Annotated in this window: 16 protein-coding genes; 5 read left to right on the plus strand and 11 right to left on the minus strand. The window is 55.7% G+C overall.

The features are described from left to right. From AC1XYH_RS12995 to lptF, 3 genes are all read right to left on the minus strand, one after another. Complete coding sequence (locus AC1XYH_RS12995; protein ID WP_483323596.1) at nt 1-2,169, minus strand: sensor histidine kinase; 2,169 nt, start codon at nt 2,167-2,169, stop codon at nt 1-3. 127 nt (nt 2,170-2,296) lie between these two features. After that, nucleotides 2,297-3,358, minus strand: a complete 1,062-nt coding sequence (lptG, locus tag AC1XYH_RS13000) for an LPS export ABC transporter permease LptG (protein WP_483323597.1) — start codon at nt 3,356-3,358, stop codon at nt 2,297-2,299. Further along, entirely contained in the window at nt 3,351-4,448 is a 1,098-nt protein-coding gene (lptF, locus tag AC1XYH_RS13005; RefSeq protein WP_483323598.1) for an LPS export ABC transporter permease LptF, read from the minus strand. The genes lptG and lptF overlap by 8 nt, the downstream gene beginning before the upstream one ends. A gap of 150 nt (nt 4,449-4,598) precedes the next feature. Here lptF and AC1XYH_RS13010 point away from each other — a divergent pair, with 150 nt between their 5' ends. The 5 genes from AC1XYH_RS13010 to yejK all read left to right on the plus strand — a co-directional run bounded on the left by AC1XYH_RS13010 (nt 4,599) and on the right by yejK (nt 11,162). Next, nucleotides 4,599-6,089 (plus strand): leucyl aminopeptidase, encoded by a 1,491-nt coding sequence (locus tag AC1XYH_RS13010; protein ID WP_483323599.1) that lies wholly within the window; start codon nt 4,599-4,601, stop codon nt 6,087-6,089. Between the two features lie 91 nt (nt 6,090-6,180). Next, nucleotides 6,181-6,612, plus strand: coding sequence for a DNA polymerase III subunit chi (locus AC1XYH_RS13015; RefSeq protein WP_483323600.1), 432 nt, complete (start codon nt 6,181-6,183; stop codon nt 6,610-6,612). Nucleotides 6,613-6,615: 3 nt separating this feature from the next. Next, entirely contained in the window at nt 6,616-7,107 is a 492-nt protein-coding gene (locus tag AC1XYH_RS13020) for a hypothetical protein (RefSeq protein WP_483323601.1), read from the plus strand. Nucleotides 7,108-7,239: 132 nt separating this feature from the next. Further along, the gene (locus tag AC1XYH_RS13025; RefSeq protein ID WP_483323602.1) at nt 7,240-10,089 is read left to right on the plus strand and encodes a valine--tRNA ligase; all 2,850 of its coding nucleotides are present in this window, start codon (nt 7,240-7,242) and stop codon (nt 10,087-10,089) included. 65 nt (nt 10,090-10,154) lie between these two features. Further along, nucleotides 10,155-11,162, plus strand: a complete 1,008-nt coding sequence (gene yejK / locus AC1XYH_RS13030) for a nucleoid-associated protein YejK (protein WP_483323603.1) — start codon at nt 10,155-10,157, stop codon at nt 11,160-11,162. Nucleotides 11,163-11,201: 39 nt separating this feature from the next. On the opposite strand, the gene pelG is transcribed toward yejK, so the two are convergent. The 8 genes from pelG to AC1XYH_RS13070 are packed head-to-tail and all read right to left on the minus strand — an operon-like array spanning nt 11,202 to nt 23,309. Next, nucleotides 11,202-12,572, minus strand: coding sequence for an exopolysaccharide Pel transporter PelG (gene pelG, locus AC1XYH_RS13035; protein WP_483323604.1), 1,371 nt, complete (start codon nt 12,570-12,572; stop codon nt 11,202-11,204). Beyond that, the gene (gene pelF, locus AC1XYH_RS13040; protein ID WP_483323605.1) at nt 12,573-14,093 is read right to left on the minus strand and encodes a GT4 family glycosyltransferase PelF; all 1,521 of its coding nucleotides are present in this window, start codon (nt 14,091-14,093) and stop codon (nt 12,573-12,575) included. It abuts the gene before it with no gap. Further along, nucleotides 14,090-15,079, minus strand: a complete 990-nt coding sequence (locus AC1XYH_RS13045) for a HEAT repeat domain-containing protein (protein ID WP_483323606.1) — start codon at nt 15,077-15,079, stop codon at nt 14,090-14,092. Before AC1XYH_RS13045 ends, pelF begins: the two co-directional genes overlap by 4 nt. Further along, entirely contained in the window at nt 15,057-16,424 is a 1,368-nt protein-coding gene (locus AC1XYH_RS13050) for a PelD GGDEF domain-containing protein (RefSeq protein WP_483323607.1), read from the minus strand. The genes AC1XYH_RS13045 and AC1XYH_RS13050 overlap by 23 nt, the downstream gene beginning before the upstream one ends. After that, entirely contained in the window at nt 16,424-16,942 is a 519-nt protein-coding gene (locus AC1XYH_RS13055; protein WP_483323608.1) for a penicillin-binding protein activator LpoB, read from the minus strand. Before AC1XYH_RS13055 ends, AC1XYH_RS13050 begins: the two co-directional genes overlap by 1 nt. A 22-nt stretch (nt 16,943-16,964) precedes the next feature. Next, entirely contained in the window at nt 16,965-19,838 is a 2,874-nt protein-coding gene (locus AC1XYH_RS13060; RefSeq protein ID WP_483323609.1) for a tetratricopeptide repeat protein, read from the minus strand. Beyond that, nucleotides 19,817-20,530 carry a tetratricopeptide repeat protein gene (locus AC1XYH_RS13065; RefSeq protein ID WP_483323610.1) on the minus strand — a complete coding sequence of 238 codons (714 nt, stop codon included), beginning with the start codon at nt 20,528-20,530 and terminating at the stop codon, nt 19,817-19,819. The genes AC1XYH_RS13060 and AC1XYH_RS13065 overlap by 22 nt, the downstream gene beginning before the upstream one ends. Then, nucleotides 20,508-23,309: a bifunctional glycoside hydrolase/polysaccharide deacetylase family protein gene (locus AC1XYH_RS13070; protein WP_483323611.1), complete on the minus strand. Its 2,802-nt coding sequence runs from the start codon at nt 23,307-23,309 to the stop codon at nt 20,508-20,510. The genes AC1XYH_RS13065 and AC1XYH_RS13070 overlap by 23 nt, the downstream gene beginning before the upstream one ends. Nucleotides 23,310-23,378: the final 69 nt, after the last annotated feature.

A 23,378-nucleotide genomic window follows, 5' to 3' on the forward strand; every position in this document is an offset into this window, starting at 1 on the left:
TCAACTCGCCTTCACAGGGATATCACAACGCATGGCCAGGCCACCATCCAAAGGTGACCACCAACAGACTTCGCCACCCAGTTCTCTACAGCGCTCTTGAATACCGAGCACACCGAGGCCCGTAGTCTGCTCCTCATTGGAGGCCAACATGCCGGCGCCATTATCTCGATACTGCAACACCAGATAAGTATGTTCTACCTTTAACTCCACTCGCACATCAGTAGCACGAGCATGCTTGAAGGTATTAGTCAGGCATTCGCGCAATATTCGCGACAAATTTCGCTCTTGACGCGGACTCAAACGCTCGCTCGCCACCGCTTCTTCCAGCTGCATGTCCAGCCGCAACTCGAATAACCTGCAACGCTCCCGCGCCTCCGCTTGCCAGCGGGCAAAGCTTTGCCTTACCAGAACCACATCTTTCTGCAGGCCTTGAATCACTTCCCGCAGCTCACGTAAGCAGTCGCGGGCCAGCTGCTGCAACTCTTCATCGCCGCGCGCCCGATAGACCACGGACAACAATCGAGCACCCACATCGTCGTGCAAATCGCGCGCGACCCGTTTTCGCTCACTGATAACACCGCTCTGATAAGACTGGTGATACTCGCGCGCATAGATAAATAGCGCCAACGCCTGCGAACAGAACTCCGCATCATGGCGGTCGAACAAGCGTGCACCGCCCCCGGCGTAGCTCAATAACAGCCCCTCCCCAGCGTGCATTCCAGGCACGGCAAGGCGCAGGCCATTTTCGCGCAGTATCGGTGCATCCAGTTGTTCTTGCAGAGCAACGATACTCAGTGGGTTAAATACTGCCTGTAAAGCGCTGCCCCATTGGTCGTCTAACGTCCCTTGGTGCTTGAACGCCTCTTGCAGAATGCTCGGCAGATGCTCGTGCAACACACCACCTCCATCCTTGGGCATCAACCATGCTAAAAACGACTGTCGGATAGGCAAGTACGCCCACCCCACCACTGCCAATGACACCAGCAGTCCCATGCTGGCTTCCAGATTTAACGCCATGATCAGCAGCGCATCTATCACGATAAAGAGCACACCGAAGGCAAACCAGAACCAGGCGAGCAAAATCCACCGGTCCAAATCAAACAAGCGGTAGCGCACAATACCAAGAGCAATACCCAGATAGGACGCTACGAAGAAGCCCCATGCATATTTTTGTGCAGCTATCGGTTCTAGTCCAAATACCTGTGGCGTCACAACCATACCCAGATAGCCTAACGCTCCAGTAAACCAAGCAAATACCAACCACTTCAATCGCGCGCGCTCGACCGGCTCAAGGCGGGTACGTCGCCATTGCGCGATGGCAAAAGCGATATCGACAAAACACCAAGCCAGCAGCGGATAACGCGCCACCGCATCCAGACTGGGGACCAGCTGCAGCCAGTTGACGAGCAGGATCAACCCCACAATCAGCAGCATTACTTTATCTAAGGGGAAACGACCAAGACGAGTGGGGTAATAAAAGAATAACGCGGTGCCCGTGCCGGCAAACAACATGGCGCCGAACTGATTAATGCGCGAAAGGGCAAGAAACCAGTCCGGCGGCAGACTCAATTCTCGGGTGGTATAGATGGCACTGGCGACAATGGCAATCGCGACGGCGAGCCCGGCTAGCGCATACAACAAAGGGCCTCGTTCGCTTTGCACAAAGGCCCACGCGGCAATCCCCATTAGTAAAATGGCAAGACCGCAGACGACCTGATACCAGAATAGCCCCGGCAGATTCCCGATACCCCGCAGCGCCAAAGGCTGCAGTCGTATCCATGATGGCTGGGCATCACCGCTAATGTGCCGCACCAAAAACGCAGCGTCCTCACCGCCCAGAATCGACCACATCTGCTCGTGTCGCTGAAAAAAACGATTATAGGTAGCAAACAACTCAGCGTCGTCCGGCTCGGAAACCGCATCCCAAGGTTCCAGCTGCATCTGCCCTGCATTGCTGCGCACGGCCAGGAGTTCATCGCCGCGATGCAACAAGCCCGCCGCCGGGCCATCTGTATCCACGCGCACAACGTGCACACCGAGCTCCCCTGGTTCAGCCGTGAAGCCGAGCCATAGCGGACTGGAAGCGAAGTAAATGGAGGAGAAAAACAGCAGCATGGCGATCGCCAGGCCGGCCGATAAAATACGGGATGGGGGGGCTTCCTTGACCATCAGATGTGGATACCTGGCATCCTGTCAGCACCTTTGCTGCTTATCCTTAATTACTCAGCAGCATAACCCACCCATCAGTCATTGCGGAACCGGCTGCACATAAACCTAGGCAGCCAGTCCAACACCCTTAACCTGCCCGTCGCAGCAGGAAAATACCGGCCAGAAACAACAGCGCTATAGGTAAAAGCACCGCAATCAGCGGCGAAAAGCCAAAGACCAGACTCGAGGGTCCCAGCAAATCCTGCACTATCTGGAAGCCAAAGCCGACCAGTACGCCAGTGAACAGACGCTGCCCCATGGTTACCGAGCGCAACGGGCCAAAAATGAAGGAAATCGCTACAAACACCAAGGCCGCTGTTGCCAAGGGCTGAAACAGTTTTTTCCAGAACGCTAGCCAGTAAGGCTTATTGTTCAAGCCCTGCTTCGACAAATATTCTTGATACTGCCAGATACCGCTGAGCGGAAGCACATCCGCATCGAGCAATACTACACGCAATAATCCGGGAGACAGGTGGATGTCCCAGATATCCTGAAACGTGCTCGACACTTCGCTCTCGCCATTGGTGGCAAAGCGCGTGGTTCGCACATCTTCCATCAACCAATCATTCTCCTGCACGCTAGCGCGACGCGCGAAACTGGCTTCCAGCAAGTGTCGTTTTTCATCAAAGCGATAACGCGTTACCCCATGCAGAATGCCGTCAGGTTGCACCGCATTAATGTGGATAAAATCATCACCCTCGCGATGCCATAAGCCCTTCGCCTTGACTGCCTCGTTGCTGCCCTCGGCGATTGCCCGACGGCTCTCGGCCAAGTTCTCGGTATACGGCGCCACATATTCGCCGACCAGTACACCGAGCACCATCAGCACCACCAGGGGCTTCATCACTGCGCCAATAATGCGCGCAATGGACACGCCTGCTGCCCGCATAATGGTTAGCTCAGAGTTGCTGGCCAACGTCCCCAAGCCCACCAAACAGCCTACCAACGCCGCCAGCGGCAGCAGATCATGCAACCGACGTGGCACAGTCAACAGCACATAAGTGAGCGCCTGCAATGGGCCGTAGCCACCCTCCAGGTCATCCAGCTCATTAATGTAAGCAAACAGCAGATCCAGCCCAACAATGATTGCCAATACAACCAGAATACTGAGAAGAACTGAGCTGCCGATATACCAATCGAGCTTACGCATGAGCACCTCCGGCAGCGCGGCTGGGCGCCAGCAGCGCCTGACGATTGAGCACCAGTCCGACGATCAGGAACAATCCGTGCACCCACCACAAACCCAACACCGCAGGAGTTTTGCCGGACTCCATCCAGCCACGTGCACTGATCAACAATGCCAGATAGGACATATACAAAAGAATCGACGGCAGCAGCTTGAGAAAGCGCCCCTGGCGCGGGTTGACGCGTGCCAGCGGCACCGCAAAGAACGCGACTATGGGTACCAGCAGTGGTATCGCGATACGCCACTGCAGCTCGGCGCGCTCGTCCAGGCCGTCTTCACGCAGCAATTGAGCGGTAGACATCGCCTCGCGATCAGTCACCTCTGTCTGCACCTCGGGCTTGGGCAGCAATACGCCATAGGTATCGTATTCAATAGTGCGGAAATCAGCCTCTCCCGGCTGCCCTTCGTAGCGAAAGCCCTTATTCAACACCAGGTAACGGCTGCCATCTGCGTTTAGTTCCTGAGTGCCGGTAGCGGCGACCAGCACACCCAGTTTCGAGTCTTCGCCTTCGCCGCGACGCTCAGTGATAAAAATGTCTTCCAATTGCGTACGATCATCCGACAGGCCACCGGCATAGGTTACTCGCTGGCCGCTGCCCAGCGCCTGAAAGCGACCGGCAGCCAAGGTATCGAACTCGGTCAGAGCATCCTGCTGGTTAAACAACTGCTGAGTCATCAACACACCCGCCGGTGCAATCCAGAAACTCAACAACCCAACTATCAGCATTATCAGCAGCGCTGGGCCTTGCGTGTAACCAATGATCTTTCGATCGCTGATACCCGTGGCAGACAACACCGTCATTTCACTGTCAAGGTAGAGCCGGCCGTAGGCCAGCAAAATTCCGAGGAACATGCCCAGCGGCAGAATCAAAACCATAAAACCCGGCAAGCGGTAGGCCATGATCATTAGGAGCACGCCAGAATCAAGTTGCCCGGCAGCTGCTTGGGCCAAGTACTTGATAAAGCGACCACTCATGATGATCAGCAGCAATACGCCGCTCACCGCAGCTAAAGTCTGCAACACCTCACGGCTCAGATAGCGAAAAACAATCACAGTAACTTCCTTGGCTCTGGGTCTTTAAGGGCTGGCGCGAATAGGCCAGAATGCAGAGCAGACACGTCTGACAGCACAAGGCTGAACAGATACCCACGGGATCGAACCCGTATTATCAGTCAATCAACATGATTTGTCTTGGGGAGTACCATGGAGTTCAACGTAAAGCACGGCGCACTGGAAACAATCAAATGCGGCGCACTGGTTGTCGCAGTCAGTGAAGGCAAAACGCTCAGCGGCCCAGCGGCCGACCTCGACAGCGTCTGCGGCGGGCAAATCAGCGCAACGCTGAAGAGTGGTGATCTTAGCGGCAAAGCCGGTGAGACACTGATGTTGTTAGCGTTACCCGGTATCGCTGCCCAACGCGTATTGCTGATCGGCAGCGGCAAGGACGAGGCTTTGAGCGACCGAGCTTGGCGTCGCCTGGCACAAAAGGCCATTGCCACCCTCAAAGGCGGCCCGGCCAGCGATGCGGTATTTGCGTTTTCCCAAGTACCGGTCAAAGACCGTGATCTCTATGCCCAAACACGGTTGCTGATTGAAACTTGCTACGACAATCTCTACCAATTTGATCAATTCAAAAGCAAAAAAGCCGACAAGCCCAAACTGAAGAAAATCGCTCTTTGGTCCGCCGACAAGGCCGATGCCGCTACGCTGAAGCTAGCCATCACGCAGGGCGCAGCGATCGGCGAAGGCATGAACCTGTCGCGTACCCTTGGCAATCTGCCCGGCAACGTCTGCACGCCAACCTATCTGGCCAAGGAAGCGAAGGCACTGGCCAAGGCGCACAAAGAGTTGGAAGTCGAAGTGCTTGAAGAGAAGGACATGAAGGCCCTCGGTATGGGAGCCCTGTTATCAGTCAGCGCCGGCAGCGCAGAGCCCGCGAAGTTAATCCGCATCAGCTACAACGGCGGCAAAGCCAAAGATCAGCCACACGTGTTGGTCGGCAAAGGCATCACCTTCGACACCGGCGGCATCAGCATCAAACCCGCCGCAACAATGGACGAGATGAAGTACGACATGTGCGGCGCTGCCACCGTGTTTGGCGTGATTAAAGCAGTGGTCGCCATGCAACTGCCCATTAATCTGGTCGGACTGATCGCTTCCGCTGAGAATATGCCGAGCGGCACCGCCACCAAACCAGGCGACATCGTTACGACCATGTCTGGCCAGACCGTCGAAATTCTCAACACCGACGCTGAAGGCCGCTTGGTGCTGTGCGACACCCTCACCTACGCCGAGCGCTTCAAACCCGCCAGCGTAGTCGATATCGCCACCCTCACGGGCGCTTGCGTGGTTGCGCTTGGCGGCCATACTTCCGGGCTGATGGGCAACAATGACGAATTGGTACAACAGCTGCTCAACGCCGGCAACCAGGCCAGCGACCGCGCTTGGCAGTTGCCGTTATTTGATGAGTATCAAGAGCAATTGGACAGCCCCTTTGCCGATATGGGCAACATCGGTGGCCCAAAGGCCGGCACCATCACTGCAGGCTGCTTCCTGTCACGCTACGCCAAGGCTTACCGCTGGGCGCACCTGGACATCGCCGGCACCGCCTGGATCAGTGGCGGAAAAGAGAAAGGCTCTACCGGCCGGCCGGTTCCACTGCTAACCCAGTATCTGCTAAACCAGGCGGGCTAACGTCAGCAGCCGCAAGTTTCAAACCAGAAGCCGCCCTTAGCGCAGCGGCTTTTACTTGAAACTTGCGGCTTAACGCTTGAGGCTGTGTTTTATGACCCGCATCGACTTTTACCTGCTCAGCAGTGACCAGTTGGCTACTCGCTTGCAGTACGCCTGTCGCCTGGCCCACAAGGCTTGGCAAAAAGGCCACCGTGTATACCTGCACTGCCAAGATGAAGCCGCCGCTGAGCAGCTTGACCAATTACTCTGGTCATTCCGCGAGGAGGCCTTTTTGCCGCACGCGTTACTCGGCGAGCAAACAGACGAGCCGGTGATATGCGGCAGCGGCGATGATCCTGGTGCGCAGCAAGATTTGCTGATCAACCTGAGTGACAACACCCCCGGTTTCTTCAGTCGCTTTGCCCGCCTGGCGGAAATCGTCGTTGAACAGGACCCTGTCCGCGTACCAGCAAGGGAACGCTTCCGTTTCTACCGGGAACGGGGCTATCCTCTACAAACTCATCAGATACGGACAGCAGGATGAATCATGACGCAGCGCGACCCCTCGGAGCCCTCACGACTGCTGGAAGACTTGGAGTCGATTCGTACTCTGCTGGATGAGCAGAACGACGACCAGCCAGCCTCCCCCGACGATCCATCGGGTATCCCGCTACTGCAAGACATCATCGTCGAGCCTTTGTCTGCCGCCGCGCCCTCCTCTCACGCATCACCCCCTTACAGTCTGCCGCCGCGCCCTGCCGACAAGCCGCACAACCCTTTTTTGCCCTACGCCTCGCTTGCCAAGCTCGCTGAGGAGCGCATGCAGCTCGACCAATTATTGGCCGGCCAGATGCCACCCCCACCCACGTTGTCGTCCACTGCCGGCGCTCGTGAAGTACGTCTGGAGGCACGCTTGCAGGCAGAAGCGCAGCTAATTCTGCAGGGCGTGATCGATGATCTGATTCCGACCATTGAAAACGAGTTGCGCAAGCGCATGCAGAATAAACTGCAACAGATCGTCCGCGAACAACTGAAATAAGCCCTCCGGGCTGGGCCATACCCCCTCCGGGCCGCTATAATGGCGGCTTTCTCTGCGCCCATTTCGCCAGCGGCCACTCGTGTCGCGCGACCGCGCTGATCGCCCATCAATAATCGGATAACCAGCACACCCATGGATAAGACTTACCAGCCGCACGCCATTGAATCTTCCTGGTACCAGACCTGGGAGCAAAACAACTACTTCGCTCCACAGGGTGCTGGCGAGTCCTACACCATCGCCCTGCCGCCACCAAACGTGACCGGCAGCCTGCACATGGGCCACGGCTTCAACAACTCGATCATGGATGCGCTAATCCGCTTTCGCCGTATGCAGGGCCGTAACACCCTGTGGCAGCCCGGTACTGATCACGCGGGTATCGCCACACAGATGGTGGTTGAACGCCAACTCGGCGCGCAAGGTGTCAGTCGTCATGACCTGGGGCGCGACAAGTTTTTGGAAAAGGTCTGGGAATGGAAAGAAGAGTCAGGCGGTAACATCACCCGCCAGATCCGCCGCCTCGGCAGTTCGGTGGACTGGAGCCGTGAGCGCTTCACCATGGACGACGGCCTGTCAGAATCAGTCAAGGAAGCTTTCGTGCGCTTGCATGAAGACGGGCTGATTTACCGTGGCAAGCGCTTGGTCAACTGGGACCCAAAACTGCACACTGCCATTTCCGACCTGGAAGTGGAGAACCACGACGAGCAGGGCTCACTGTGGAATCTGCGTTATCCGCTGGCCGATGGAGCAACTACCGCTGACGGCAAGAATCACTTGATCGTCGCCACCACCCGTCCGGAAACCATGCTGGGCGATACCGCCGTGGCAGTAAACCCGGAAGACGAGCGCTACCAGGCGTTGATCGGCAAATATATCGAGTTGCCACTGGTCGGCCGACGCATCCCGATTGTGGGCGATGATTACTGCGATCCCGAATTCGGCACCGGTTGCGTCAAGATCACTCCGGCCCACGACTTCAACGACTATGAAGTCGGCAAGCGCCATTCGATGCCACTGATCAACATCCTCGACAAGAACGCCGCCATCCTTGCCAGCGCACAGGTTTTCAACATCGACGGCAGCGTCAATAACGAGCTGGATGCCAGCTTGCCCGCGGCTTACGCTGGCTTGGACCGTTTTGAAGCACGCAAGAAAATCGTCGAAGACTTTGATGTGCTGGGCCTGCTGGAAAAGATCGAACCACACGGCCTGAAAGTACCTAAGGGTGATCGCTCAGGAGTAATCATCGAACCCTGGCTAACAGACCAATGGTACGTCTCAACCAAGCCACTGGCAGAACCCGCCATCGCTGCAGTCGAAGACGGTCGCATCGAGTTCGTGCCTAAACAGTACGAAAACATGTATTTCAGCTGGATGCGCGATATCCAGGACTGGTGCATCTCACGCCAGCTGTGGTGGGGCCACCGCATTCCGGCCTGGTATGACGATGCCGGCAATGTCTACGTTGGTCGGGACGAAGCCGAAGTGCGCGCCAAACATAACCTTGGCGACGCTGCACTGCGCCAGGATGAAGACGTGCTCGACACCTGGTTCAGTTCCGGCCTGTGGACGTTCTCTACTCTCGGTTGGCCCGAACAGACCGAAGCTTTAAAAACCTTCCACCCGACCAATGTGCTGGTGACGGGCTTCGACATCATCTTCTTCTGGGTCGCCCGCATGATCATGTTGACCATGCATCTGATGAAGCATGATGACGGCAGCGCGCAGATACCTTTCAAGACAGTCTATGTGCATGGCCTGGTGCGCGATGGCCAAGGCCAAAAAATGTCCAAATCCAAGGGCAACGTGATTGACCCGCTGGACATCATCGACGGCATTGACCTTGAGTCACTGGTAACCAAGCGCACTAGCGGCATGATGCAGCCAAAATTGGCTGAGAAGATCGAAAAGCAGACCCGCGCCGAATTCCCGGACGGCATCGCGCCCTACGGCACCGACGCATTACGCTTCACCAATTGCTCGCTGGCATCCACTGGCCGCGACATCAAGTTCGACATGGGTCGCGTGGAAGGCTACCGCAACTTCTGCAACAAGATCTGGAACGCCGCCCGCTACGTGATGATGCAGTGTGAAGACAAGGACTGTGGCGTAGCAGATGAAGCTGTAGAGCTGACGCTGGCCGACCGCTGGATCATCTCTCAGTTGCAGCGTACCGAAGCAGAAGTCACTCGTCAGTTGGACCAGTTCCGCTTTGATCTGGCTGCCACCGCGCTCTACGAGTTTATCTGGAATCAATATTGTGACTGGTATCTGGAGCTGTCCAAACCGGTACTTTGGGATGACAACGCACCTGCCGAACGTCAGCGCGGCACTCGCCGCACGTTGGTACGCGTACTGGAAACTGCGCTACGCCTGGCTCATCCGTTTATGCCCTTTATCACCGAAGAAATCTGGCAACGCATCGCGCCCATGGCAGGCAAGAGCGGGCCGACTATCATGTTGCAGCCTTGGCCAGTCGCCGCAGAAGATCGCATCGATAGTGCCGCCGAAGGCGATATCGAATGGCTAAAGGCGCTGATTCTGGGCGTGCGCAATATTCGCGGTGAAATGAACGTGGCGCCAGGCAAAGAGCTGGAACTGCTGCTGCGCAAAGCCAACAGCGAAGATCAGCGTCGACTGCAAGAAAACGATACTTTCCTGAGAAAACTGGCCAAGTTGTCCAGCGTTACAGTCCTCGCCGAGGGCGAAGAAGCACCGCTCTCTGCTACCGCGCTGGTAGGCGAGCTGGAAGTGCTGGTGCCGATGGCCGGGCTGATCGACAAGACCGCCGAACTGGCGCGCCTGGACAAGGAAATCAGCCGTCTTGAGGGCGAGGTCAAACGCATTGGCGGCAAGCTGTCGAATGCCGGCTTTGTCGACAAGGCACCACCGGCGGTCATCGACAAGGAACGCGCCAAATTGGCCGATGCCGAGCAAGCGCTGACCCAGTTGAGCGAGCAACGCAAACACATCGCCAGCCTCTAACGGCCCAACGCGCCGGCCTATGGTCGGCGCGACACCTTACGCACGCTTTCGCCGGATATATCACCATGCCGATCGACAACAGCATTGTTCATCAGATTCATAAGAAACCGGATGGCCAACCTGCCAGCCTGACCCTGCGCGACGCTGAGCTGGCTAGCTCCGAGGCGCTGGAGCAGCTACTGGCGGGCCTGATCGAGGCCTACAACAGCAAACCCAACAAGGCCTGGGGCTACTTTCACGAAGAGAGTGGTGCCTACCCCTTTAGCGGGTGGTTGCAGCAGCTGATTGATCAGGAGCAAGACTTCGTCGAGTTCTCCAGCAAAGCTAGCGAGCAGCTGAAAACCTTGATGGAGGGCTCCAACCTGGCACTTGGCGGCCACGTGCTGTTCATCCGCTACCGTCAGGGCATGACGGCGTTTCTGGTTGTCGCCTTGTTGCACCACACCGAAGGCGTCACTGTCACCGACGATCTGAACGTTGCTGCCGCTCGCCATCTGGACCTGTCCAGCCTGAACATGGCCGCGCGCATCAACCTGACCGAGTGGAAGCAGAACACCAGCTCAAAGAATTATATCTCCTTCATTCGCGGCCGCAGCGGCAAGCGGGTGTCTGACTACTTCCGAGACTTTATCGGCTGCGTCGAAGGCTCTAACCCGGAAGAAGAAACCACCACCTTGTTGCAGGCTTTCAGCGACTACGTTGGTGACGCTTCAATGGAGCCACAGCTGGTCAAGGACAAAACCAAAGCCATGAGCGGCTACGTCAGCGGTCAGGCCAAGGCCGGTGAACAGGTGGCACTGGAAGAGTTATCTGGCGTTATGGATGAGGAGCAGCCACGCGCCTTTTATGATTACATCCGCAATAAGGACTATGGGCTGAATGCTGAGATACCTGCGGACAAACGCACGTTAAACAACTTCATGCGCTTCTACGGAAAGGCCGACGGCCTATCGATAAGCTTTGAATCACACTTGCTGGGTGAGCGCGTCGAATATAACGAGAGTGACGACGCACTGGTCATCAAGCACCCACCCAAGGGGCTGGTGCAGCAGCTACGCAACAAGAAGCGCTGAACAGCAGCCTAAACGCCGGACTACTCGTCCGGCGTAGTCTCAATGCTCAAGCATGAACGTATCGTATTCCAAGCTATCCAGAGCAGAGGAAAGCTGCAGCAAACCGGCTACCACGCAGATCACCAGTGACAGCGTGAAACCATAGCCAAAGAAGCTAGGACCAAGATACAAGCTCAGCAGGGTCAAAAGTGCGTTCAGCACCACGAAGAGCACGCATAGTCGAAGTACCACGTCGCGTTTATCAAGATAGAAAAATATGTTCAACAACGCCATAAATACCACCTGCACGCTCACACCAATAAGGTCGATATAAAATAGCGGCAGGTAATAGGGTGACATACCCAGCAAATCGAACAGATAGGGCGCGAACAGGAACAACAACAGCACCGTTAGCCCCTGCACCTTACATATTTCTTTCAGTCCTTGGCGAATCGCCAATGTCATCTCGTTCTTCAACTGACGAATATGCTGCAAGGTTTCGCCGTCGCGCACCGCAGAAAACAAGCGTTCATACCACTCGGCAAAATCGGTCTCGATACGAACAAGAAAGACCGCCATGCCCGGAATGATCGCCAAGTAAGCAAGAAAGATCGGCAGATCGTAAAGCATCGAAGCGCGCAACGGCCCAATGACGTGCTCAGAGGTGCCTGGATTAAACCAGAAGATGAACTTATCGATCCAGATACCCAGGTTGTAGCAGAAGCCAGTAACCAATAGGCTAAGGAACACCTTGCGGCGATCAAGGAAGTCGAAAGCGACCAGCTTTTCAGAGTGATACTCGCGCACGATGTCGAACATAAAGACGAACAACAATGTCGCGTGACCAATCAACAACGCCAGCAACAGGCCTTCCATACCTAAATTACGCATGAAGTAGGCGCTGATAATCATGCAGCCATAGCCCAGCAGCATAACCAGAAGAATGCGGTTGTAGGCTTTCATGCCTGACAAAAAGATGATGACCAGCCAAAGGTTGCAAAGCGTGACGAAGTTCGCCAGCACTAGCAGCCGGTAGAGAAACGACTGATCAAACAACCACAGCAACACAACAGTACCGAATATCCCGGCGCCCACCGTTACCAGCAGCAAGATACCCAGCAAATTGGGTGTAATTAGCTCGCGGCGCTGCTCAAACAAGCGATCCGAAACAAACCGGGTGAAGAACAGCTGCAAACCACCAGTGCAGATTAGCGACGTCGCCATCAAGTAGGTCACTGTGACCAAAAACTGGCGTACCAGCTCATCAGGCACCACGTAGCCAATACTCATCAAACCAATCAGCATCACGCTGATAATAGACAGCACCCAAGGACCTGAACTGATCAAACCTGCGTAGACGTACGCCCGCATGGTCGACGTGTAGGTATCCTTGGACAATATCCTGCGTAACTCAAAACCGATACCCGCCATTCAGGATGCCTCCAGTGCTGCGCGATACAATTGACGATAGCGCTGGAACATCAGCTCATCGCTGTAATAACGGTTAACCCGTGCCAAGCCTGCCGCCTGAGCCTCTTTCCAGCGCTCTGGTGAGCCAAGCAACCCCATAATGGCGCGGGCTGTTGCTTGCGGGTCGGCGATAGACACCACCTCGCCAGCCAAACCCAGGGCACGATCTTCCTCAGTAGAACCTTCAATCATTTCACGGCAAGAACCCACATCACTGCTGACCACCGGCGTACCGGCGCTCCAGGCTTCAAGTATCACCAGGGGTTGCGCTTCGCTGATCGAAGTCAGCACCAGCACACCCAGCCGCGGCATAATTTCTTTAATATCCTGGAAACCAAGAAAGCGCACGTTGTCGCTGAGACCCAGACTACTCACCAGGCTCTGGCATTCACGCGCGTATTCTGGATCTTCAGCACCCGGACCGATGATCCATCCTTCAGCGCCGGGCGTGACGTTGACCACGCTTCGCATGCTACGGATAAAGGTTTTCACATCCTTGATCGGTACTATGCGGCCAATCAAACCAGCGACTTGGGCAATGCCTTGTGGTCGCTGTTCTCGCATCGGCGACCAACGCTGCAGGTCTATGCCATTGGGAATGACGCGAGTGCGCTGTGCCTCAGCGCCATCCTTGATCTGCCGTCGCCGGTTGCCCTCGTACAACGAAACCACCGGGTTAGCTGACTGATACACCAACATGCCAATACGCTCAAAAAACCTGATCCACAAAGTGCGGATATAACCGGCTGAAGGGTCCAGGCTGCCGCTCAACTCTTCATCGGGGTTCTCGGCAACCCAACCAGCCTGCGCCAGATCAATCTTGCGTTCCTTGGTGTAGATGCCGTGCTCGCTGAGGATAAAATCACAACCCCAGAGCTGCTTAAGCATCGCGCCGAGCAGACCTGCATAACCCGTTGATATGGCATGCACAACCCGCGCCTTGGGCAGCCTGCGCGCAAGCTCAGAGAGCATGATCACCGGCGGCTGAATAGTGCGCAGCGTCCAGAAATAATTAATGAACGAAGGGTCCGTACAGTGCTTGAAATAACCGTCGCTGAGCACATCCCAACTTGCCCGGCTACGTAACACTTGGTCCACGGTCCAGCTGCCGGAAATCAAGCTTTCCAGCAGCGCTTGCCCAGCACCGGGCTGAGGTGCTTCTGGATCATGGAAAAACCGGTATAACTGCGCCATTTTTTCTTCGTCAGCCACCGGAGCCGCTTTTTTTGGCGCGGTACCTTGCTGCCAAGACTCGGCAATAAAGACTTCATCGTAATGCACGACGTTGGACGGCATGTCGTAGTGCATCTTGGAATAATTACTACGTTGCCCGCCAATAAACAAAATGGAAAAGCGTAGTTCAGGCAACCCCAGCAGCATCTGGTGTATCCAGCTGGAAACCCCACCACGCACATAGGGCCAAGTACCTTCCAGCAACAAGCAGATGTCAGCTTGCTGCTCGGTGGCGGTCACAGCTTTCATATCCAATACCTCGCCGCTTCGGCAAACGGCGGTCGCTTAAGCATGTTTTCCGGCAGCCGGGCTAACTGTTGGCCGACCACAGCATAGTCACGCCGCAGGAACGCCAGCTCAGCCAAGTAAGGAATCAATTTTTCGTCGCTCATACCCAAGCGTTGCGCAGTCATGAAGTGATTCTGCGCCTCGTCCAACTGGTTGCGTTCCATCTGGATACGGCCAGTCAACAGTTCAAGGTCTGCCGTACTCTGCAGCTTGAGCGCTGCTTGAGCATGCTGGGCAGCCTGCCCCAACACGTGCTCTAGAACACCGCCCTGCGCCAAACCAAGGTAAGCAAGCTCCCAATACCAACGCGCCAACCCGGCGTGCAGCGGCTGCCGAGTTTCAGACGACGCCTCGGCGAGGTTATCCAGCAACCTTTCAATACGTTGGTTGATGCGGGTTTCCTGCTGATCAAGCATCGAATAAGCAAGCAAGCGCACGTCATCTTCAGGATCACGTAGCGCGACTTTAAGAATAGGTGCCGACTCGTGCCCAGGCATACGTCGCGTAGCCATCAGAGCCGCCAGTCGCTGCTCCGGATCAGAGGCCAGCCTCAACACATCTTGCAGGCCACCATCATTGAACAAAGGTGAACGCCAACGCTCAATGGGCTTGTAAGGCAGTTGCGGAACGCCTATAGCTTGCCAACCATCTTCACTTCTGCTGCGTTGCAGGTACAAGCCAATAAACAAGCCAAATAAAGTACCGATCGCACCTACTACTGGAATAAAGAACGCAAGACTGAACAGCAGCAAAGCCGGCCAAGGCAGCGGCAACTTGAAGCGGCGTGGCAACAACAGCCACAGGGCCCCCGTCAGCAACGCGCAGGCGATAGCATGCGGAACGATATAGAACACCAAACCATCTAGCATGGTTGGATTGGCGGTCAGGCTGGCCCAGCTACCTAGCTCAAAGGCCAGCGCGCCACTAAATAGCCATTTGCTGATCATTCAGACCACACTCTATGTACAGGAAGTCATGCAGCCCGGTAGACCGCCCTTTGGGGTCCAGCTGGTGATGATGTACGCGCGCTTTCAGGCTATCGAGGCTTACGCCCTGACCAAAGCGTTCGGTAAGCAGATACTGCAGCCGCTTTTCATAACCCAGCACGCCTTCAGCATCCGTCAGCGGCATCAAAATCATGACGCCCGCGTAACTCCGCCCGTTGCGCAACTGAATCTGCAAATCCAGACCTCGCTGGCTATCCTGCAGCGCTTTTAACAGGGGTTCATTTTCGAGGCTCAACTCAACAAACATCAAGCTACCAGGCAAGTCATGGTTTTCCGCATCAAGACGCGCACGCTTAAGGTGCTGCGAAAAGTGCTGAGCATCCAAACTCGCCAGCTGCAATGCTTTAGGATCGCTCTGCAGCAGATCAGCCACATGACCGCCCAACAATGCCAACAGACTGAAAGTGCGGTCATTGAACGCGAAGAAAGGCATGCTTTTGATTGCTACCACCGCCAACAGCCTGTCTTCTGCATCAATTAGCGGCACACAGGCCTGCAGGCTCGACAAACTGGCATCCTTACCCTGCTCGATAATAGTTTCCCGAACACTGACCACGTCGCCCTTCTCCAAACACATCTGAACTAGCAAATCGTTGCTGTCCAAACTGTCCATCTCGCCCATAACTGCCAGCGGCTTACCCTTCAACCGGCCTTCGCTGTCTACCGGATACAGTGCGGCCGCGTTAAACGAACCATACTGCGCCAAGACCGCCAGAATTGACTCGGCCATGGGCGTCAGCAGCTCACCTTTCTCACTCAGCTGCCGCGCGCGGTTGCGCAGTAACAACAGCGAACTGCGCAGACTCTGTTCGCTAGCGGCTACACGTTGCTCCAGCCGGTCATGGGAAATACGCAGGACCTGGTAAGCGCGGGTAAACTCATCCAGACGATACTGACGATATTCGTTTGCCATCTGCAAACGCTGCAGCCGACGCCCCCACAAATCGCGAAACTCCCCCACGACCATACTGCTGACCAACATACCGATGATATAAGACGCCGGCAGTTCGGCATAAACAGGCAAACCCCTGCTGCGCATCCAAAACACGGCACCGATGATGATCATCGAGCTGATCAGCCCGTGGAAAAACCCATAGCGCACGCCCAGCAGCAGCGGAGCCAAAATTGGCCAAGGGAAGCTGTTGATGAACAAAGGGTCATCCGGCGAAGCCCAGTAACACAGGGCCAGCAAAAGCCCAGTGATCAGTGGCGTCTCCAACCAGGCCAGCGAAGTCCGGACCGGTGGTGCCAGCACGTAGTCCTTGTGTGGGGAGTGGCTAAACATTATTCGATCCGCAGGTCGTCAAGCATGGTTGCCAGTACTTTTTGTGCAGAGCCGGCCAGACTTTCGCGAGACCAGCCAGCGCGTGCGCCGCTGTTGCTCCAAAGCACCTGACCGTTGGCCGGACTGATTACTTTGAGACTGATACCCACAGCCGGCTCGCCGTCCAAGCCGTTCTTGTATTGCCATTCTTCGATGCTGCCGGTTACCACGTAATCCAGTGAGTTACGTTTGGCCCACTCCAGCGCTGCTTCATAACGCTTGCGGTCATCCAGCAGAATCAGGTCTTCGCTTTCCACGTAGGGGTAAACCTGCGGCTGAATACCTTGTTCAGACAGCACGCTAAGCAGAATTTGCTCAGTACGCTCGCCGGCTTGAGGTGTCTGTGAGTAATTCACCACTGGTAGCAGACCCCACTTGGCCTGGGCCGGAAAAGACGGGCTGTCGTTACCGGAAAAAGTGCTGCAGCCTGCAAATGCGAGCGTCGCAGCCAACAGGGTCACACAACGGAAAATACGCATTTTGTTACTCCTCATGATGTCTTCAGCGCCCAAACCGGGAGCTATAGGAAATACTTACGTTACCGCCAGGTTCACCATCACCACCAATAGGTGCTGATTGATAGCCAGCAGTGAAGGACAGCTCATCGTCACCCAGCACTTCCACGCCTAAGCCGGCGTTGACCGAGTAATTCATGCTCTGCTCAACCCAATCCCAGCCAGCCGCTGTATCCAGCAACCAAGTGTACTGCCCACGGGTTCTGTTTAACGCACCCGGATAGCCCCGGCGCAATTGACTGCCAACATAGAAGCGACCTACCCGATCCGGTAGCAACTCCTCTGCGGTCACATCACCCTGATTGACCACGCCACCGTTACTGGTAAGCAAAGACGTCAAATTGGTGGAATCCAATCGGTTATTTTGTACTTCCAATCCACTACGCAGAATCCAGGTTGGTCCACTGAAGAACTGCACCTGACTGACTTCGACGTTAGCAACCTCGCCTGAACCGATGGATAGCCCCGAACGCGTTTCGTACTGGCGGTGCTCTAGCGCCCAACTCAGTTGATCTCGCGCGCTAAAGTTATGGCTCACGTTTAACCACACGGCATCCTGTTGACCCACCGCACGCATCAAACCGGTTTCCCGACTTTCGCGCTGCCAATCCAGACCGGCGACAACCTGGTCACTACCTAATAAAAATTGACGGGAAACACCGAAGCCATTTCGGTCGTCGTCTTGGCGCTGACTAGTATCTAGCGTCAGTGCCACGTAGCCATTGGCCAAGTTGCGTTCTAAACGCAGTGCCGCACTGGTTTCAGCGCCAAGGGCATCGGTATCTAACAACGATGAGTCATAGCGTGCTTGCTGCGTATCCAGACGGAAATACCAGTTATCCCCAAGATAGCGTGCTGCGCTAAAGCGCGGACCTTGTAGCTCCAGGCCCCCAAAGTCTTCTTGACCCCAACCGACTTGCATACCCTGCGGGTGCTGCTCGGTCATTTCCAGCGCCTGACGCCACAGCTGCTGACGCACCGCAAGCGGCTGGTCATCACCTAGCTCGGACAACGCATCGCCGAGAGCCCGACCCTGGTCGCCCAGGCGACTCAGGGTTTCAACTCGTTGCGCCGGGTCGATTCGTGCGTCGGCCAGCATCTCGCCTAATTGCGCGCGGTTATAGGTGCGCAAGGCTTCCTGAATCAGATCGTAATTGTCGATGCGCAGATCGTGAGCACGCCCCCAGGCCAGCCAGGCATCTTTCTGCGCCTCCTGATTGGTTGCGTCCAGATGATCGAGCAACGCTTCAAACCACAGCTGCAGCATGGCGGTAGAGCCATCCTGCCAGCGCACCGCCTGATTTTTTGCATGCAAGTTGCTGCGAGCCGACATCATCAGCCGTAGCCAGGTTTGATAGCCCTGGGGAGTGGCGGCGACCTGAGCAAAGTCGGGATGTTTCAATACATGAGCGCGCAGCCGCTGAGCCGCCGCCTCACGCCCGGCGGCGTCCAACGCATCGGCATAAGCGGCCAACCCAAGCAGGTCGGCCGGGCGCGCAGCTGCGTACTGCTGATACCAACGCAGTGCACGCTGGTTTCGTTCGAGCATCTGATTGGCAGCACCCAATGCCAGCCACAGGGACGGTGAGCCAGATGCACCTGACTCCCAAGGCCCCACTACGCGCTTCAACTGCTGCAGATTGCGACCATCCACGTACAACCACAGCAACCGCTCGCGCAACACCAGGTCACCGGGGTTAGCTGCCAGCGCCTTTAAGTAAATATGCTCGGCCTTATCGGCATCGCCATTTCGCTCAGCCAGCAAGCCTTTGGCCAATAGCACTGGCAGCTGGGTACCTAGCCTGGCCTCTTCGGCCTCAGCGACCATCGTCTCAAGCTGCTCCCAGTCCTGCAGATATTCAGCTAACTGGATTGCATCAATCAGCCTGCGACTGTCGCCGGAGCGCAGCCAACTTGCATGCGCCAAGGCCAAGGCACGCTGTGGGTCAGTTTGCCGGTAAAGCTCAATTAACTGACCTTCTTCACTCAAGGTCAGCTCAACGCCTTTCTGCTGCATCTGCTGGTAAATAGAAGCGAGCTCTTCGTCACGCTCCAACTCCCAAGCCAACGCTGCACGCAAACGCCAGTAATCAGGGCTCAGCTCATCGGTTACGCCGATATCAAGCACCTGCCAAGCGCGTTCAGGTTGATAGGTATCCCACAGCACTTCAGCCCAACTGACACGCTCCGTAACGCTCAGACGATGGCCACGCGCAAAGCCCTCCCAGGTTTTTGCTTCTTCCCGGTATTGCAGGGTATTTTCTAGCACCTGTAATAATTTGACCCAGGCCAAGCGCTGCTGCCCAGAGTCACGAACGTAACTTCTTAACCAGCGTTCAGCCAGCTCAGGCGTACCGCGAGATTCCTGTGCGTACACCAACAAATTCAGCTCTTCATCGGTCAAACCGCGAGTGCCAGTGGTACCCGCCAACAGTTCAATGCCGCGGTCGTAATCAAACAACTGGAACGCCAAACGCCAAGCAGCCTCACGCGCCTTGGGGTCTTCTTCTAGCGCGAGGTAACTAGACCAGTAATGCAAGGCGGCCTCTGGCTCACCTTGCCATTGTGCCAACAGCGCCATCTGCCTGAGCATAGCCGGCGTGGCAGGCTCATAGGCCAACAACGTTTGGCCGGTATTCCAGGCGGCGGCCGTGTCGCCACTACTCAATTGCATGGTGAAAGCAGCTCGCAAGGCAGCGAGGTTGTCCGGCTCACGCTCCAGCCAATAATCTACCAATTGTTGGGCCAAATCGTAGCGCATGGCGCCCACGGCGTAACCCACGGCCTGATTCAACCAACTATCGCTTGGGTAAACTTCTGGGTATTCGCGTAATGCCTTCAGCAAGTAAGTTGCTGCCATCCCCGCCTCTCCGGCTGCCAACCAGGCATCGTGAGACTTACGGATAAAAAATAATTTTTCCTTCGGCGTTTGCACCTCTTCCACAAGACTCTGGTACACCAGCGCCGCTTCTTCAGGCGCATTACCCGCCAAGCTCCAGCGCGCAGCGCGCAGCGCGCAGCGCGCATAAGCATCGGCTTACGCTCTTCGGGCAAGCGTTGCGCCAAAATATCAAACAGTCTGGCCGCCATCAGCGGATCACCCAGCTCCAGCGCCAACATAGCCAGAGAACGCTGCTGATCAATACTGAGTGGCTCGTAATCGAGGGCTTGCAGGCGCTCACGAGCCAGAGCCACATCCGCAGGATCTTCGCGGATGATCGCAACCTTGCCGTCCAGCAACAGGTTGTAGTAATTCTTGACCAGCGGGTCACCGCCCTGCCATGCCTTCAAGTGAGTCAACGCATCGTAAAAGCGGCCGAGCTTAATTAGCATCTCTACCAGTTCAGCGCGCAATTCGTAGTTAGCCGGATCAGCGGCCAGCAGCAGCTCCGCGTAGTTTACGGAAATGGCATCTGGCCTTTTGCCGTTGGGCAAAAAAGCATCTTTATGCTGATAACTCAGCACCAAGACCAATGACACAACCGCACACCCCAGGCCAAAAGCCCAGGGGCGCAGCAGCGGTATGGACTCAGTTGCAGGCGAGGATGGCATCACTTACCCCGTGTTGCGCAAGGCGGAATTCAAGCAAATCGCCGCGTCGCTGCGGCTTGAACTCGGAACCTTGGTAATTGATTTGGCAGTTACCGCCGTAGCGGATGGACAGTTGCAGAGGGAACTGTCCACTGAAAGAAAATTGCACCCGCTTATCCGACAAATAACGCCAGTCGGTCAGTGGCAAATTTGCCTGCTCCAGTGCAGGAGCAGGATCACGGGTATTCCTGAGCGCCAGCGAGGCATGATCGCTGCTGAGATGCACATAGCGACCCTGAGGTAAGTCACGCACCCCGGCCACGTCCTCTGAACGGGTCAAGTCCGGCCAGCCCTGCGACGCGTCCAATCGTACGGTGCGAGTGCCCTGCAGTGCGCGCAGCTGCCAACGACCGTCTAGCGTGCGTGACACGCTGCCCTCGTAAAGACCACGTACTCGCCGCAAGTAATCACCCATCCATAAAGAAATCGGTTGTTGCTCATCCATATAGCTGTAGATCTCATCCATGGCCTTGAGCGAAGCCTGCTTGGTGCCAGAATAAAAGTGGTAATAAAGGTTGATTGCCCGCAGACGCCTGGGGGCGTCGGTCAGTTCAAAGGTATCGATAACCCGTTCGAAGCCATAGAAAGGGCCGTTCCAAAGATTGGTGTAGAGATTTTCATTAATGATCGGAGCGTAAATCTGCAACCCACCCGTTGTTGGACGTAACAGCGGGTATAGACCGGTTAGCGACGGGTTGCCTCTGGTGATGAAGGTTTCCGCACCATTTACATTTGCCATGCCAGCGTCATACGCCATGGCAATAGCTTCCGGCCCTGGTAAAGCAGCACCTGACCAGAAGATCAAACGCACTTTTTTACCCGGAGGTAGTAAGCGACTTTCGATATAGTCACGTGAACCGACGATCTCGCGCTTAAGATCCATTTTCGGATAATTGGGGATCGCCATATTAAGACCATAATCGGCCTTAAATCCTTCGACTTGAGAGGCTTTCTCCGGCTCCCAATAAAATGGGTGGCTGAAAGTATGTGACGCAGGCTCTACCTTGGCATCGGCAAAAATCCGTCGCGCAATGGGTTCAAGTGTCGAAGTCAGCTGCGGATACATACCTTTAGCGCCAACCTCACCCTCAATAACCGAGACTGAGGTCAAGTAGTTGTGCGGTCGGATAAAGTCATTTAAGACCACCTCACCGGAGAAAGGCGTACCTTCCATTTCGGCTTTGGACGCAAAGCCGTCACCGTCGATATGCACGGTAGCAATGCGTCGACCATTTTCGGTGGTGGTATCCAGGCGCGGCATCACTGGTAGTTTTAATGCCCGCTGCAAGAACGCCAGAGGGTTGAGAATCCAGCGTCGGTGCGAGGCGCCTTCTTCTAGCAGATAAGGTGACAGCGCATAACCACCCCAGGGCATGATGGCAGCCGGCGTGATAGCACGATTCTGGTTATCGGTCAGGGTCAACAGCGATGTACCTGCGGAGTCGCGACGCTGAACGGCCTGCAAGCCGCGGGTACGTGCTTTTAATGGGGCCTCAAAATTACCAAGCATGGCTTGGTCCATATCACTGATGCTAACCGACTCAACCTCACCAGGCGTGATGCTCAGCTGCAATCGTGCGAGCATTTGACCATCCACAGGTAAACCTCCCATGAACGCCAGAGGAACGCCCTCCTGCAGGCGAGCGGACAAAAACTCATTGAAACGCTGATTGTCCGCAGCACTACCACTGGTCATCCAGAATACGACGCCAGCATAGAGCTCATCAAAGCGCTCCAAGGGTAGGCTGCCATCGGCAGGCAAGTAATCTACGCGGTAGCCCAGGTACTCGAGCAAACCGCCCAAATAGACATGTCCAGGATTGCTCGCTAGATCCCCTTCACGTGGATCATAGACCAGCGCCACTCGCCGCGGCTGAACCTCAATGCTGCCAATACCCAGCGAATCCAGCCCCGGGGTAGTTACAAAAGGGATGTAACCCTGAGTCGATGCCTTGCGCGCAATTTGCCGCATGGCTTCGCGGTCACCGGGTTCAGCGTACTCAATCGCCACCACCGAAATGCCGCGTTCTTTGAGTGGAGTAACCTGCGACTCCAACCAAAGGCGATCCTGCGCAGGAACCGGGCGATAGACTTCACTCGCCTGATCCCAGCCTGAATAAAAAGATTCTACTGCGACCGCATCAACCAACTCATACAACGCGGGAAGCACCTCAAAACCACGATTGAAGAAGAGTTTAAGCTTTGGGTATTCACGGTGAATGCGCTGGATCACTGCAATTAGCGCGGCGTTCTGCTCGGCATGGCGATCTTCTTCAAGTAGGGTGAAACTATCGAGGGTATCGAGAAACAAACCAGAATATCCCGCCGCTTGATATTGGCCAGCCTTACGTAATAAGTAGGCCTGCCATTCAGTGCTGGATAAGTCAGTGACATCGCTTTGCCAAGCTTGATTACGCTCACCGGAGCGCGAAGAGACGTGTAAAGCCAAGGCTTCATCGTCGCCCTGATCTATCTCGCCCACGGAGAGATAAGCGAAGGGCTCACTACCCTGAGCAAGCAAAAAATCTATATCAGTCTGAGCTGTATTGGCAGGTTCAAGCACCACCCAGTCATATTGTGCAAGTTCTGGGGTAGGCGGATTAGATGCATACCAAAAGCCGACGCTGGCAGGAGTCGCAATCGGATTTTTGGCAGCGAGAGCATAACCGCTTAGGCTCATCAACAAGACCTGCAGAACCACGAAGAAGGTGACTCTGTTCTCACCGCACGCCTTGTACATCTGCACTCCTTCACTTCGATTCCAAACAAGGGGGACAACCTCACCACCCTTGAGTCCTTTTAAGAACAC

This window comes from Pseudomonas sp. GW-45 (assembly GCF_056896675.1).

What these genes read in the sequence shown, in the direction of transcription:
- AC1XYH_RS12995 (WP_483323596.1), bottom strand. Translation starts at nt 2,169, where the DNA reads ATGGTCAAGGAAGCCCCCCCATCCCGTATTTTATCGGCCGGCCTGGCG.
- lptG (WP_483323597.1), bottom strand. Translation starts at nt 3,358, where the DNA reads ATGCGTAAGCTCGATTGGTATATCGGCAGCTCAGTTCTTCTCAGTATT.
- AC1XYH_RS13010 (WP_483323599.1), top strand. Translation starts at nt 4,599, where the DNA reads ATGGAGTTCAACGTAAAGCACGGCGCACTGGAAACAATCAAATGCGGC.
- AC1XYH_RS13015 (WP_483323600.1), top strand. Translation starts at nt 6,181, where the DNA reads ATGACCCGCATCGACTTTTACCTGCTCAGCAGTGACCAGTTGGCTACT.
- AC1XYH_RS13020 (WP_483323601.1), top strand. Translation starts at nt 6,616, where the DNA reads ATGACGCAGCGCGACCCCTCGGAGCCCTCACGACTGCTGGAAGACTTG.
- AC1XYH_RS13025 (WP_483323602.1), top strand. Translation starts at nt 7,240, where the DNA reads ATGGATAAGACTTACCAGCCGCACGCCATTGAATCTTCCTGGTACCAG.
- yejK (WP_483323603.1), top strand. Translation starts at nt 10,155, where the DNA reads ATGCCGATCGACAACAGCATTGTTCATCAGATTCATAAGAAACCGGAT.
- pelG (WP_483323604.1), bottom strand. Translation starts at nt 12,572, where the DNA reads ATGGCGGGTATCGGTTTTGAGTTACGCAGGATATTGTCCAAGGATACC.
- pelF (WP_483323605.1), bottom strand. Translation starts at nt 14,093, where the DNA reads ATGAAAGCTGTGACCGCCACCGAGCAGCAAGCTGACATCTGCTTGTTG.
- AC1XYH_RS13045 (WP_483323606.1), bottom strand. Translation starts at nt 15,079, where the DNA reads ATGATCAGCAAATGGCTATTTAGTGGCGCGCTGGCCTTTGAGCTAGGT.
- AC1XYH_RS13050 (WP_483323607.1), bottom strand. Translation starts at nt 16,424, where the DNA reads ATGTTTAGCCACTCCCCACACAAGGACTACGTGCTGGCACCACCGGTC.
- AC1XYH_RS13055 (WP_483323608.1), bottom strand. Translation starts at nt 16,942, where the DNA reads ATGCGTATTTTCCGTTGTGTGACCCTGTTGGCTGCGACGCTCGCATTT.
- AC1XYH_RS13060 (WP_483323609.1), bottom strand. Translation starts at nt 19,838, where the DNA reads ATGGCAGCAACTTACTTGCTGAAGGCATTACGCGAATACCCAGAAGTT.
- AC1XYH_RS13065 (WP_483323610.1), bottom strand. Translation starts at nt 20,530, where the DNA reads ATGCCATCCTCGCCTGCAACTGAGTCCATACCGCTGCTGCGCCCCTGG.
- AC1XYH_RS13070 (WP_483323611.1), bottom strand. Translation starts at nt 23,309, where the DNA reads ATGTACAAGGCGTGCGGTGAGAACAGAGTCACCTTCTTCGTGGTTCTG.